This window comes from Pseudomonas sp. UBA7530, from assembly GCF_002479365.1.
GTDB lineage: Bacteria > Pseudomonadota > Gammaproteobacteria > Pseudomonadales > Pseudomonadaceae > Aquipseudomonas.
Genome location: NZ_DLMS01000003.1, coordinates 48,946 through 62,025, shown reverse-complemented (window position 1 = coordinate 62,025; position 13,080 = coordinate 48,946). Strand labels below are relative to the sequence as shown.

General features: G+C 62.8%; 14 protein-coding genes. 8 read left to right on the top strand and 6 right to left on the bottom strand.

Annotated elements, in window-relative coordinates; translation table 11 throughout:
- Nucleotides 1–40 precede the first annotated feature (40 nt).
- Nucleotides 41–784 (top strand): class I SAM-dependent DNA methyltransferase, encoded by a 744-nt coding sequence (locus B2U07_RS06155; RefSeq protein ID WP_275545765.1) that lies wholly within the window; start codon nt 41–43, stop codon nt 782–784.
- A gap of 109 nt (nt 785–893) precedes the next feature.
- Entirely contained in the window at nt 894–1,907 is a 1,014-nt protein-coding gene (locus B2U07_RS06150; RefSeq protein WP_275545764.1) for a sterol desaturase family protein, read from the top strand.
- Nucleotides 1,908–1,949: 42 nt separating this feature from the next.
- On the opposite strand, the gene B2U07_RS06145 is transcribed toward B2U07_RS06150, so the two are convergent.
- Complete coding sequence (locus B2U07_RS06145) at nt 1,950–2,651, bottom strand: FMN-dependent NADH-azoreductase (protein ID WP_275545763.1); 702 nt, start codon at nt 2,649–2,651, stop codon at nt 1,950–1,952.
- Nucleotides 2,652–2,770: 119 nt separating this feature from the next.
- On the opposite strand from B2U07_RS06145, the gene gcvA reads away from it, so the two are divergent.
- From gcvA to B2U07_RS06130, 3 genes are all read left to right on the top strand, one after another.
- Complete coding sequence (gene gcvA, locus B2U07_RS06140) at nt 2,771–3,670, top strand: transcriptional regulator GcvA (RefSeq protein WP_275545762.1); 900 nt, start codon at nt 2,771–2,773, stop codon at nt 3,668–3,670.
- 81 nt (nt 3,671–3,751) lie between these two features.
- Nucleotides 3,752–3,976 carry an addiction module protein gene (locus B2U07_RS06135; protein WP_275545761.1) on the top strand — a complete coding sequence of 75 codons (225 nt, stop codon included), beginning with the start codon at nt 3,752–3,754 and terminating at the stop codon, nt 3,974–3,976.
- Nucleotides 3,973–4,266, top strand: a complete 294-nt coding sequence (locus B2U07_RS06130) for a type II toxin-antitoxin system RelE/ParE family toxin (RefSeq protein ID WP_275545760.1) — start codon at nt 3,973–3,975, stop codon at nt 4,264–4,266. The genes B2U07_RS06135 and B2U07_RS06130 overlap by 4 nt, the downstream gene beginning before the upstream one ends.
- Nucleotides 4,267–4,426: 160 nt before the next feature.
- On the opposite strand, the gene B2U07_RS06125 is transcribed toward B2U07_RS06130, so the two are convergent.
- Together B2U07_RS06125 and B2U07_RS06120 are read right to left on the bottom strand one after the other, a co-directional pair.
- Complete coding sequence (locus tag B2U07_RS06125; RefSeq protein ID WP_275545759.1) at nt 4,427–5,815, bottom strand: FAD-binding oxidoreductase; 1,389 nt, start codon at nt 5,813–5,815, stop codon at nt 4,427–4,429.
- 192 nt (nt 5,816–6,007) lie between these two features.
- Nucleotides 6,008–6,865 carry a DMT family transporter gene (locus B2U07_RS06120; protein ID WP_275545758.1) on the bottom strand — a complete coding sequence of 286 codons (858 nt, stop codon included), beginning with the start codon at nt 6,863–6,865 and terminating at the stop codon, nt 6,008–6,010.
- 538 nt (nt 6,866–7,403) lie between these two features.
- On the opposite strand from B2U07_RS06120, the gene B2U07_RS06115 reads away from it, so the two are divergent.
- Nucleotides 7,404–9,503, top strand: coding sequence for a TonB-dependent receptor (locus tag B2U07_RS06115; RefSeq protein WP_275545757.1), 2,100 nt, complete (start codon nt 7,404–7,406; stop codon nt 9,501–9,503).
- 153 nt (nt 9,504–9,656) lie between these two features.
- Here the strand turns inward: B2U07_RS06115 and B2U07_RS06110 are convergent, their stop codons facing one another.
- Complete coding sequence (locus tag B2U07_RS06110; protein WP_275545756.1) at nt 9,657–10,352, bottom strand: GNAT family N-acetyltransferase; 696 nt, start codon at nt 10,350–10,352, stop codon at nt 9,657–9,659.
- A 127-nt stretch (nt 10,353–10,479) separates the two neighbouring features.
- Nucleotides 10,480–11,664, bottom strand: a complete 1,185-nt coding sequence (locus tag B2U07_RS06105; protein ID WP_296276357.1) for a GGDEF domain-containing protein — start codon at nt 11,662–11,664, stop codon at nt 10,480–10,482.
- 123 nt (nt 11,665–11,787) lie between these two features.
- On the opposite strand from B2U07_RS06105, the gene B2U07_RS06100 reads away from it, so the two are divergent.
- Both B2U07_RS06100 and B2U07_RS06095 read left to right on the top strand, forming a co-directional pair.
- On the top strand, nt 11,788–12,243 hold the full coding sequence (locus B2U07_RS06100) for a hypothetical protein (RefSeq protein WP_419096324.1): 456 nt from the start codon (nt 11,788–11,790) through the stop codon (nt 12,241–12,243).
- The gene (locus tag B2U07_RS06095) at nt 12,227–12,418 is read left to right on the top strand and encodes a DUF1289 domain-containing protein (protein ID WP_275545753.1); all 192 of its coding nucleotides are present in this window, start codon (nt 12,227–12,229) and stop codon (nt 12,416–12,418) included. The genes B2U07_RS06100 and B2U07_RS06095 overlap by 17 nt, the downstream gene beginning before the upstream one ends.
- Before the next feature lie 37 nt (nt 12,419–12,455).
- On the opposite strand, the gene B2U07_RS06090 is transcribed toward B2U07_RS06095, so the two are convergent.
- Nucleotides 12,456–12,986 carry an REP-associated tyrosine transposase gene (locus tag B2U07_RS06090; RefSeq protein ID WP_275545752.1) on the bottom strand — a complete coding sequence of 177 codons (531 nt, stop codon included), beginning with the start codon at nt 12,984–12,986 and terminating at the stop codon, nt 12,456–12,458.
- Nucleotides 12,987–13,080: the final 94 nt, after the last annotated feature.

Below are 13,080 nucleotides of genomic sequence, written 5' to 3'. Positions count from 1 at the left end.
GGATATGATGCGCGCCCCTCGGCTCCCCTGGCGGGTCATCATGTCCGGCAACGCTCTCTATACCGACCTGTCGGGCTATTACGACCTGATGTGCGCGGACATCGACTACGCCGCGCAGAGCCACTGCGTGCAGCGCCTGCAGCAGCTGTTCGGCAATGGCGGCAAACGCCACCTCGACCTGGCCTGCGGCACCGGCCCGCATGTGCGCCATTTCCTCAATGCCGGCTACGCCAGCAGCGGGCTGGACATCAACCAGCCGATGCTCGACCGCGCCGCCCAGCGCTGCCCCGAGGCGCGCTTTTCCCGGCAGGACATGTGCAGCTTCCAGGTCGACGAGCCGCTGGATCTGATCACCTGCTTTCTCTACTCCATCCATTACAGCGCCAGCATCGAACGGCTCAAGGCCTGCATCGCCAGCGTGCACGCCGCCCTGGCGCCGGGCGGGGTGTTCTGCTTCAACGCCGTGGACAAGCAGCGCATCGACAACGCCTCGTTCGTTTCCCATAGTGCTTTGCATGCCGAAGGGCAGTTTCGTTTCAGCTCCGGCTGGTACTACCGCGGCGAAGGCGAGCAGCAGGCACTGCGCCTGCGCATCGAGCGCACCCTGGGTGAGCAGAGCGAGATCTGGCACGACGAGCACCCGATGGTGGCGGTGAGCTTCGCCGAATTGCAGGCCCTGCTGGCGCCGTATTTCGAGATGCAGGTGCTGGAGCACGACTATCAGCGGCTGGTCCCGTGGGATGGCAACTCCGGCAATGCGCTATTCGCCTGCAGCAAGCGCTGAACGGCAAGTGGCCGGGCCGCACGGCAGATGCCGGGGGTAACTATTCTCATTTGCTAAAACATCATTCTTGCTTATCATTCCGCCACTTTTGCCTGGGGAGGTTGGAGTGATGCAAGAGCTGTCGCTGGCAGCCACTCCGTTGACTGAGCTGCTGGCCGTTCTGGCCAGGCAGTTTCAGGGGCTTTTCGACCTGAATGGGCGTATCGGCCTGGTCTTCATCCTGCTTTCCTACAGCGTGGCCTACCTGCTTTACCGCCGGCGTCGCGTGAGCAGCGGCATTGCATCGTTCTGGCAGTTCATCGGTGGGCGCCAGGTGCTGCTGCATCCTTCGGCGCTGCTCGACTACCGCTACTACTTCATCCGCGCTCTGCTGCGCGTGCTGCTGATCGTTCCGGTGATCGGCCTGGTTGATCCCTACGTGTTGCATTCGGCCGACTACATGGCCTTCTTCACCAACCTCTGGGGCGCGCGGCCGCAACTGGGTGAAAATCTCGGCCTGAGCCTGCTCTATGGCCTGGGCGTGTTCCTGATCAACGATTTCGCCAGCTACTGGACGCACCGCGCCTTCCACTCACGCTGGCTTTGGGAGTTCCACAAGGTTCACCACGTCGCACCCGTGCTGGTGCCGCTTACCGCCAGCCGAGTGCATGTCGTGGAAAAACTCGCCGACAGCTTGCTTACGCTGGTGCTGCTGGGCGCCTACTCCGGGACGTTCTGGTACCTGTGCGGGGGCGAGATCAGTCGCTACACGCTGTTTGGCGTGACCTACCTGGTGTTCATCTTCAACTGCCTGGCGGCCAATCTGCGCCATACGCACATCTGGCTCTCCTTCGGGCCCAGGTTGGAACACCTGCTCAACAGTCCGGCGCAGCATCAGATCCACCACAGCGATGCCCCGCGTCACTTCCACAAGAACTTCGGCACCAATCTGTCGATCTGGGACTGGATGTTCGGCACGCTCTACACCACCACGGACACCCCGGAGCCGCTCAGCTTCGGCACGGCCGAACGCGATGCGCATCGCTACCAGAGCCTGTACAGCCTGATCGTGCTGCCGTTCATCGACACTGCGCGCAAGGCGCTGCACAGCATCGAAGGGCGAAGCCTGCGCCGAAGGGTTTAGCGCAGACGGCGCCGCGGCCATCCACGCTAAGCCCTCACGTGGTCACGCCGGCTGTGCGACGCGTTCGGCCTGCACGGAGCGTTGCAGTTCGGCCACCAGCGCATCGACCTTGTTCAGCCCCTGCCTGACTGACTCTGCGAGCAATTCGCCGCCGACTTCCTGACCTTCGATGGCGATCTGGTGCACGCGGGTGAGGCCGATGAAACCGAGTGCGGTGATCAGATTCGGCTCCAGATGGTTCATGTGCGCCATCTCGCCACCGGCATCGAAGCCGACACCGCCGCGTGCCGTAAGAATCACCACATGGCGCGGTCGGTCGGCCAGCTTGGGCACGTAGGGGTCGAGCGGGTTGCTCTCGTCCATCTCCACGGTGCGACCGGGGCGTACCACTTGGTCGATCCACGCCTTGAGCGCTGCCGGCATGCCGAAGTTGTACAGCGGCGTGCCGATCACCAGCACATCCGCTGCGATCAATTCGTCCACCAGGCGATCACTTTCGGCCAGCGTGTCGCGCATCCAGGCCTCGCGCTTCGGCTCGGGGGTGAATGACGACGCTATCCAGTCATGGCTGATGATCGACGGCGGGTTCTGGCCGATGTCGCGGTAGGTGACGACGTCCTGTGGGCGGCGCGCCTGCCACTGGCTGATGAAACGGTGGCTGAGGTTGCGGCTGTGCGAGCCGTGCTGGTCCTTGCCGGCCAGGCCGGGGCGGGCGCTGGCGTCGATATGCAGAATCTTGGTCATGGTGAGTCTCCTGCTTGAATTTCTATTCATCTGTGAAAAGCTGCAGGGACAGGCTAAGTTCGCCTGTATGAGACGACAAACGATCAATATTTTCTGAAATGGATGAGGAAAACTCAGCTATGAGCCGGCGCAAACTACCGCCGCTTTCCGCCTTGCGCGCCTTCGAGGCGGCGGCTCGTCATGAGAGCGCCAAGCAGGCCGCGGAGGAACTTTCCGTCACTGCCACGGCGATCAGCCACCAGATCCGTGCGCTGGAGGAATCCCTCGGCCTTGCGCTGTTCGTCCGCAAGCCTCGTCAGCTGGAACTGACCATGGCCGGGCGCGAGCTGCAGCAGGTGCTGGAAAGCGCCTTCGACAGCATCGGCGCTGCGGTCGAGCGGCTCAGCGCCGCACCGCGCCGGCATGCCGTCACCCTCAGCACCACGCCCGCGGTGGCGGTGCGCTGGCTGCTGTCCTGGGTCTGCCTGCTGCGCGATTCCCACCCGGACATCGACCTGCGCATTCATGCCTCGCACGAACCGGTGGCGCTCGACGGTGTCACCGCCGATATCGCCATTCGCTACGGCGATGGCCGCTGGCCCGGGCTGGTGGCGGAAAAACTCTTCGACAACACCTTCGTGCCCGCCTGCAGCCCGCTGCTGGAACTGCACGATGTGGCCGACTTGCCCAGGCATTCGCTGATCCACTTTCGCAACCAGGCGGCGATTTCCTCGCCCATGGATTGGGCCTTCTGGCAGAAGCAGGCTCAGGTGGAGGGACTGGACGTCGGCGCCGGGCTGGTGTTTTCCGACGAGACCCACGCCGTCTCGGCCGCCGTCGGCGCCCAGGGCGTGGCGCTGATGAGTCGGCAACTGATTGAAGACGAGTTGAAGGCAGGGCGATTGGTGCAGCCCTTCGGACCCGAGCTGGAAGGCAAGCCGTTCTTTCTGGTGTACCCGGAAAGTCGGCGCAATGACCCGAGTATCCAGGCCTTGCGGGAATGGATCCTGACGGTGCCGGGTGGGATGTGTTCGGTGTGACGAAAGTTAAGGGGCCACAGCCATGGCTCCCGCTAAGCATCCGTGCCAAGATTTGCCGGTACACAAGCGAGAGGTGAAGCCATGAATCTGCAGAAGATCGAGGATGAAGCCCTGCATCTTTCCAAGAAGGAGCGGGCACAGCTGATCCAGCGTCTGGTCTTGAGTCTGGATACCCCTGCGGAAGACGAACTGCGTTCAGACTGGTTGCTTGAAGCACAGAGGCGTGCGCAAGAGCTCGATAGCGGCTCGATTCAGGCAGTGCCGGGTGACGAGGTGATGAAGAAGGCCAGAGCCCTGATTCGATGAAGTATTTTTTCCACCCGGCAGCGGAAGCCGAGTTTCTGGAGTCAGTCGGTTATTACGAATCGAAGGTTCCTGGATTGGGTGGGGTATTGATCAACGAGTTTCAGGCCTTGGCTACATTGATTGGTGAGTCGCCCAAGGCCTGGCGGGTTGAACTTGAGCCAGATATTCGCAGCGTTCCCCTTCAGCGTTTTCCGCTATCGATCATCTACCGGCCAAAACCTGACGGCTTCCAGATTCTGGCCGTTGCCCATCACCGTCGGCGTCCGCAGTACTGGCTTGGCAGGCTTTGATTCGTCCTTTGGCTGACCGGTACGGCCCATCACATCGGCTTCGTTGATGCGCGCGTGGGGCTTTGGCCGTGGCAGAGCGGTGGCGAGTGCTTCTGATGATGCGCGGGAGCGGCAGCCAGGATGGATCGTCTCGTCCAGCATCTACTGCGGCGGTTACTCGCTATGGAGCTGGCCTGCGATAGTAGGCGTCCCACAGCTTGTTGCGGAATTTGTTGCTTGGGTCGACGCGTTTTTTCAGCGCGAAGAACGCTTCGGCGCGCGGATAGGCGGCGAGGAACTGCTCACGGTTGGCGTGGATTTGATACGGCAGGTAGTAGCTGCCCTGGTGGGCGATGGCGAGGTCGATCAGTTGCCGGGTCCATTCGGCGACGGCATCGCGCTCGCTGGGCGAGACGCCCTGGCGGTAATAGATCACCAGCGCGAAGGTGTCTTCGCGAGCCCAGGCCAGCAGCGTACCCGGGTCGGCCTTGGCATGGCGGATGGAGATATTGGCGACCTTGACCTTGTGCTCCTGGAGCACCTCCTTCATTCCTGCTACGAACTGCTCCAACTGGGCTTGCGGGACGAAATACTCCTGCAGCACGTAGCTGTAGTCGGGGCCGGAAATGGGCTGCAGCTCGCGCACATCCAGGCTGGCTTCATGGTTGCGCCACTGCACCTGCGGTCGTTTGAGCAGTAGCGGGTCGACCAGGCTTTCACGCACCTTGGCGCCGCCATTGCTGCTGGCTACTGCCAATGCGGCGCGCATAGCCTTGTAGTCGCGGTCCAGCGGCACCAGGCCTTCCGTCACGGTCAGCGGTGCGTCCGTACGCAGGTAGGACACGGCGCGAACGCTGTTGTAGTCGTCGGTGTAGAGAATGCCGTTGTGCATCACCATGTCCGGGTTGTCGATGACCTGGCTGGCGAAGAACTGCGCATAGTCACTGAGCGGCATGACTTGCGTCTGACGCATCAGCTTGCTGTTCTCCACCAGCGGCAGGGTGGCTTCGACGATGACGCCCAGCCCGCCGTAACCGCCAATGGCACCGTAGAAGAACTCGCTGTTGTGCGTCGGGCTGGCGTCCACCACCTGGCCGTCGGCCAACACCAGACGCAACGAACGCACGCCGAGCACCAGCGGCCCCTGGCCGACGTAACGGCCGTGGGCATTGACGCTGAGCGCGCCGCCTACGGTGAAGTTGGCGTAGGACTGCATGATCTGCGGCGACAGACCGTGTGGGTCGATGTACTCCAGCACTTCGCGCCAGGTGATGCCGGCCTGCACACGAATCTCCCGGCGCTCTGCGGAAAACTCCAGCACCTGGTTGAAACGGCGCATGTCCAGTTGCAGGGCCTGCTCGGTAGCGATCTGCCCGCCCATGCTGTAGCGACCGCCGCCAATGGCGATGGGCCCGGCATGCCCGCGCACCGCCTCGACGATCTGCTCCAATTCGGTAGGCGCCAGCACCTGCGCGACCTCGATGGGGTTCATGCCGCTGACGTCGTTGACGATTTCCCCGGCATGGGCGGCCTGGCACAGAAGCAGGATAAGGAGGGGGAGGATGCGCATCGGACGTCCTTGTTCGCGGCAGTGAAGCGGATGATGTTGCTGCTGGGGCTGTTGCTCGCGCGGCTATGCAGGTGCCGCCAGGCGAGCGCTGCCGTGCATTGTTCCTCAACTGCGCCTGCGAGTGTCAATTGAAATGTCGGCGGCACCTGGCGGTTGGTATCCGCCGCGCCGGTCAGCCAGGGCTGGGCAAATTCAAGCCGGCAGCGCCGGGCGTACGCGAAGCGTCATGCCGGCATGCACCGCCAGGGTGGCGATTACCAGCGCGCCACCGTAGAGCGTCGCATTGGCCGGCGTCTCCTGCAGGAAGTACCAGACCCAGAGCGTACCCAGCACGCTTTCCAGCAGGTAGAACAGCGCGACTTCGGCAGAGGGCAGATAACGGGTCGCGTTGTTGATCAGCAAGGTCGCCAGCGGCATCTGCACCAGGCCCATGATGGCCAGCGCCCAATAGCTCGAAGCGCCCAGGGCGAAGGGCTGAGCGTTGGGCCAGGCGATCAGTGCCGCCGCCAGCCCGCCGAGGGCGATCAGCGGCATGCGTTCCAGCTTAGGGTGGCGGCGCAGTAGCGTCAGGTTGGCGCCCACCGCCGCCGATGACAGCAGCGCGTAGCCGTTGCCGGCCAGGTCGGTCGCGTTAAACGCGCCGGCGAATACCAGCATGATGCCCAATGCCGCCACGCCGATCGCCAGCCAGGTGCGCAGGGCCACCTGCTCGCCGAGAAAGAAGCGGGTGAACAGCGCGGCGAACAACGGCGCGGTGCACAGAATGACCACCACATTGGCGACCTGGGTATGGATCACCGCCAGCACGAAGAAGATCGAGATCAACGCCAGCAGCAGGGCCGAACAGGCGCTGAGGAGCGGTTGCGCACGGACGCTGGCACGGCTTCTGGCTGACAGCGAGAACACGCCGAGCGCCAGGAACATCAGCAGACCGCGCCAGAACACGATGCTCCAGCCATCGGCCTGCGCCAGGCGCACCAGCAGACCATCGAAGCTGAGTAGGGTGATGCCGCTGGTAACGAGCAGCAAACCGCGCGCTGAATCTTTCATCCGTGTGTCCTCGACGTGCCGCTGTGGGCATCCTGTTGCTGCTGGAGGAAGGCTGCCTCGAAATGGTGCACAGCCAGACGCTGTGTCGATGGTGGACGTGGTTTTTGCTGCAGACCTGCCCAGAAGCGCCGCGAGTGCTGCGGTTCGCGACCTTATCGTCGTGGGGAAGAGCGCGGCTGTTTTCATCTAGCGTTGGCGCTGGCGTGCGGGTTTCTTGCTACGTGAGGCTGCAACTACTGAACAGCCGAGGCGGGTCCTGTGGCTCGCTGTTGGAGAAGGGCGGCAGAGCAGGACACCGGACAGAATAGCCCTGCATACCTTTATTCTCGGGCAAAGCGGCTGCGTTGCAGACCGCTCGCAACGTGCACGACAGCTCTTCATCACGTAGTGCGGGCTGCTACTGGTTTCCTTTCATCTGAGGTGAGCCATTCAAGATTCAGCAGGCTTGAAGTAAGGAATAAATACTTCTATGTATCAAATGAAAAACATTATCATGCGCGCCCGTTAATAAATCACCTTTGTCTGGATGCGTGCTGAGATGTTCTCCCTTTCGCGACTAACCTCCATTTCGCTGGGCTTTTCCGTTCTACTGACAACCGGCTTTGCTTGCGCCGCGACGGCCAACCTGCCTGAGATCGTGGTCTATGGCGAGGCCGACGAGGAAGCCGATAACCCCCGCGTCAAGGAGGTCAGCACCGCCACGCGCACTGCCACGCCGGTGCGTTACGTGCCGCAGGCCATCGATACACTGAAGACGAGCAACGTGCTGAACTATGGCACCAATGATCTGGGCAAGGCGCTCAGCGGCCTGCCCAACGTCAGCAGCGGGGCGGATACCCGTTTCGACAGCCTGCGCATCCGTGGCTTCGATGCCAGCAACGACTTTTACCTGGATGGCGTGCGTGACGACAGCCAGTATGTGCGCGACCTGCACAACATCGAGCGCATCGAAGTGCTCAAGGGGCCGGCAGCCGTGCTCTATGGGCGTGGCAGCCAGGGCGGTATCGTCAACCGCATCAGCAAGGCGCCCGAAGCTGGCCGTCGCTCCACGCTCGAGGCACAGGGCGGCAGCGAAGACCTGCGCAGCCTGTATGCCGACCTCAGCGCCGACCCCTCCGACACCATCAGTCTGCGCCTGAACATGGGCAATGAAGACAGCAACAGCTTCCGTGGCGGCGTCTCCAGCCATCGTCAACTGTTCGCGCCGTCCATGAGCTGGCAGCTGACGCCTGAGCTGAACTGGCTGGTGCAGTATGAATACAGCCGCTTCGACCGCACCCCGGATCGTGGTATCCCCGGCGTTGGCGGGCGCCCGGCGGACGTCAAGCGCGACACCACCTATGGCGATGACCGCGATTTCATCGACGACACCACGCAAACACTGCGCTCCAGGCTCACCTACGAATTGAATGACAACTGGCAACTGCGTCATACCGCCAGCCTCTTCAAACTCGACAGCGACTTTGACAACACCTACCTGACTGGCTTCAACGCTGCTACCCAGCGCGTGACCCGGCAACGTTGGCAGCAGGACCTGCGCACCCGCAACCTGTTCAACAACCTGGAGGCCGAAGGCACCGTCGACACCTTCGGCTTAGAGCATCGTCTGCTGAGCGGTGTGGAAATGGGTAGCCAGCGTCGTGACCCGAAGCTCTACAGCGCGCTCGCCGTTAATCAGGGCGGCCAGGCCGTACCCGCGCTCGACCTGTACAAGCCGGATCGCAGCCAGAGTCACCGGGGCGCCATGACCCTCTCCAGCAACAACCACACCGAAGTCGAAAGCCGTGGCATCTACGTGCAGGATCAACTGCGCCTGAATGACCAATGGCAACTGTTGGCCGGCTTGCGTTACGACGAGTTCGAGGTGGCCACCACCAACAAGCTGCGCAACCTCAAGGAAGATCGCAACAGCTACGGCCTCAGCCCCCGCGCCGGTATCGTCTGGACGCCGCTGCAGCATCACTCCTTCTACGCCTCCTGGAGCAAGACCTTCTCCCCGGTCGGCGGTGGTCTGATCGGTATCACCCCGGGCGCCTCGGGCAATGGCAACGAACTCGAGCCCGAACAGACCCGGCAGAAGGAAGTCGGCGTCAAGAGCGACTGGCTGGACGAGCGCCTGAGCACCACCCTAGCCGTATACGAGCTGGAACTCTACAACCGCCGTACCAGCGACCCGAACGACCCGACCCTGACCATCCTCACCGGCCTGCAGCGCTCGCGTGGTATCGAGCTGACCGCAACCGGCCGACTGGTCGGCAACTGGTACCTGCGCGGCGGCATCGGTTTGCAGGACGCCAGCATCGTCAAGGACAACAACGGCCTGGAAGGCAACCGCGTCAGCAACGTTGCCAAGCGCAATGGCAGCCTGTTCGTCACCTGGAAGCCTGAGCTGGGCTGGTACGCCGAAACCGGTGTGACCTTGGTGGGCGAGCGCTTTGCCGACAACCAGAACACCACCGTACTGCCTGGCTATGGTACCTGGGACGCCCTGGCCGGCTACCGTCACAAGGACTGGGATGTGCGCGCGGCGCTGAACAACATCACTGACCGTACCTACTACAGCTCTGCCACCAGCGCCGGGCAGATCCAGCTGGGCGAACCGCGTAACCTTGTGGTCAGTGCCAGCTACTCGTTCTGATCGGGCGAGAGCCCCCTGTCGTAACGCTCTATCAGCGTTGGCGGGCGTTGAACGTCCGCCAACCGCGCGTGTGCATGGGCGTAGTTGGCTGACCGCCGCAGGTGACGGCGCTCGGCATTTCGTGAAGCCCCCACGCCTGGCGTGGGCATCGCTTCAATGCAGCGCGCGTGAAGGCAGGCGCTCGTCGACCAGTTGCTGAGCCTGCAGGGCGAGCGTGTCGAGGTGCTGGTCGCGCTGCTTTTCCGCCTGTTGCATGGCGCGCTGGCCGTGCTGCTTGAGCAGGTAGGCGTGAATTTGCCGGACCTCCGTGGAGGCGAACACGGGCGCCAGGTCAGCGACGGCGAACATGCCGCTGGAGCGATAGTCGCGGCTGTTCATCACCACCTGCGCACCCTGGGCTGCCAGCACCTGCAAACCCAGGGCCTCGAACAGCGGTACCTTGTCTGCCGTGCAGGCCAGCTCCAGGTGCGGGCGTCGCTCCAGCACGCGTTGCAGCAGCGCCCGGCCGATGCCCTGAGCGCGATGCTCGCTGTGCACCGCCATATAGGCGAGGGTGCAGGCGGCAGCATCGTCCGGGCTGGGCAGGTACAGGGCAAACCCGAGTACACGGGCCGGGTCTTCATCGTCCAGCGCCAGTAGCAACTGCACGGGGCCTTCGACGTCGCCGTTCATGGACTGCAGGTGCAGATGCAGCTCATAGCCGATCACGTACTGGTAAAGCTGATACAGCGGGTTGCTCGGCAGCAGCGGTACCGCGCTGACGTCGGCGAAGTAGTCCACCACCATCTGCTGCACCTGGCTCTTCAGTGACTCGGGCGGAGGGCTGCTGAGGTGAGAAAGGGTGAACATCAGGAGGCTCCGCAGGGCAAGGGCGTGGCCGGGGATTGTAACCCGCCGGCTGCGTCCATGACGTTTCGTAGGCGATGGCGCCGCGAACCCGATCTCGACCTTGATCGGGAATGCCAGCAGATCGGCGCTACGGTGTGCCTCTATCCGCTCGGCCGCGATTCGCCTCCGTCCGGTCATCCACCCGCGTGCTGTTGCGGCCGCCGCGCTTGGACTGATACAGCGCGGTGTCGCCTTGCTCGATCAACGCCGCCAGGCTGGCCGGTGGTCGATCGAACAGCGTGGCGCCGATGCTCAGGGTGACGGCCTCGGGAGTGTCGAATGTTTGCGCTGCCATCGGGTTGAAGCGTTGGCGCAGCGCATCGCTCAAGGCCACGACACGCTCGTTCGACGCATCGCCCAGCAGGATGACGAACTCGTCTCCGCCCAGGCGAGCCGTCAGCGCACGTTCCGGCAGCAGCGCGCGGAGCATCTCGCCGAGGGCGATCAGCAAACGATCCCCCGCAAGGTGGCCGTGGAGATCGTTGACCTGCTTGAAGTTGTCGATGTCGATCAGCAGTAGTGCGCCAAGGCGGGTGGGCGAAGTTTCCTTCAGCAGGTTGCCGGCTCTCGCCTCCAGCGCGCGGCGGTTGTACAGCGCGGTCAGCGGATCGCGAGCGGCCAGGCGCTCGATGCGTTTTTCGCGGCGCCAACGCACGGTGCCGGTCATCGACAGGGCAATCAGCATCAGCGCCATGGCACCTTCCACCAACGAAATCTGGATGATCAGGCCACGAAAGGCGTTGAGGTCGATCAGCGCGCCGGGAATCACTGCGGTCATTGCCTTGGCCGCATAGAACAGGCCGTGCATCAGCAACACATAGCGCAACTGCACGGCGCCCACGCTCAATGACCTGCCGTGAGGACGCAGCAGGGCGCTGGCCTTGAGGGTGACCAGGGCGACCAACATCGAGTTGGTGAACAGCATGACCCTGGACCACAGCGGCCCCTCCGGCAGGAGCAGCATCGCCAGCCAGGCGACGAAAATCAGGTACCAGGCCCGCGAGAAGCGCGCTTCGGTGAAGCGGGCCACACCCAGTAAAAACAGCCAGTGGGCGGTGATCAGCAGGCCATTGGCGAACCAGATGCCAATCAGGATCAGGCCGCTGCCGCGCAACAGGGCAAGGGTCGAGCCGATGGCGATGGTCGCGAAGCCCGCACTCCAGAACAGCAAGGGCGACTCCCGCACGTTGCGCCACTCAACCGCCAGGTACAGCGCAGCGGCCACGGCGAGGGCGATGGTGAGAGTCAGCATGGTCGGGGCGTCGAACGCCATGTTCTACAGGGCCTGTACGGATCGATGAGAAGGGAGCGGTGGGCATTCCGCCTGCGGTCTGTTTGGCGGCAGATTTTAAGGGTTAGGGCGGATTTTCACAGCGCTGGCGGTCGGGTGTCTGCAGTGGCGATTGGACGCTTTGCTCGTTCCCACGCTCTGCGTCATGAACGCCATCGCAGCGTCCTGGCCTATAGCGTCTCGGGTAACATGGCGGGGCATCGAACACAGATCCGGAAGACCCATATGCCATCGCCGAAACGAAGATACTCAGGCATCGAGCGCGAGCTGATCCGCGCGCTGACCCTGGCCTGTGAAACGGCGAAAAGCGAAGTCGTCGGCTTCCAATGGCTGACCCATGATGTGGACTACGAGCAGTTTCCGCAGAGCCTTGTCGTAACCTGGGTGTTCGACACCGAGGCGAACAAGGCGCGGGCACTCGCCAGTGCCGACAAGGCGAGAATGCTGGCGCTGACCCTGGCGGCTTTCGACGAGGTGGGTATCAGCGTATCCCGCATCGCCGACCACGTAGCGTTCTCGGTCGAACGACCGGCAAGGGGCAAGCGTGGCCAAGGACATTGAGAACCCCTGCGTGTCGCTGTGCCAGCTCAACGGCGAGCTGTGCGTCAGCTGTGGACGCACGCGCGAGGAAATCCGCAAATGGCGGGGCATGAAACGCCCCGAGAAGATGGCCACCGTGCAGAAGGCCGCAGCAAGGATGAAGGCGATTGCCAAGAAGAAAGGTAAAAGTCAGTAGGGTGGATGACGCTTTTTTTCATCCACCATCGGGTAGCTCACTCACCATAACCACCCTCGACCTGCTCCGGCACACCACACCAATCTGCTGGGTAAATACCTTCCGCCACTGCCCGATGGAAGCTCGAATAGGGCCAATCCGCCAACCGTGCCACATGGCCGTGTTTAAGCGGGTTGTAGTGGATGTAATCGAAGTGGCGCTGGTAATCGCGTTCGTCACGGATCAGATGTTCCCAGTAGCGCCTTTGCCAAATACCACGCTCACGCCTGTTCTGTTGGTTGACGCTTAGCATTTCGGTGGCGGGTAGGCGTTTGCTGAAAGCGAACTTGATGACCTTCCAGCGCAGGGCAAAATCTGCGTCGCTAGGCGGGAGTGTCCACAGGCAATGCATGTGCTCGGGCAGCACCACCCAGGCATCGATATGGAAGGGGTGACGGGTTTTGGTGGCGCGCACAGTCTCGCGCAGCAAGTCGATTTCGCGGATCAGCAGATCGCTGGTGCGATCGCGCAGGTTGACGGTGAAGAAGTAGGTGGCGCCAGCAACGCGGGCGCGCCGGTAATTGGGCATTGCGGCTCGTCCTTGAGCGGTGGCTGTATCTAAACCATGGTGGACAAGCTTCGCGTTGTCCACCCTACACGGTATGTCGGCGACCCGTAGGGTG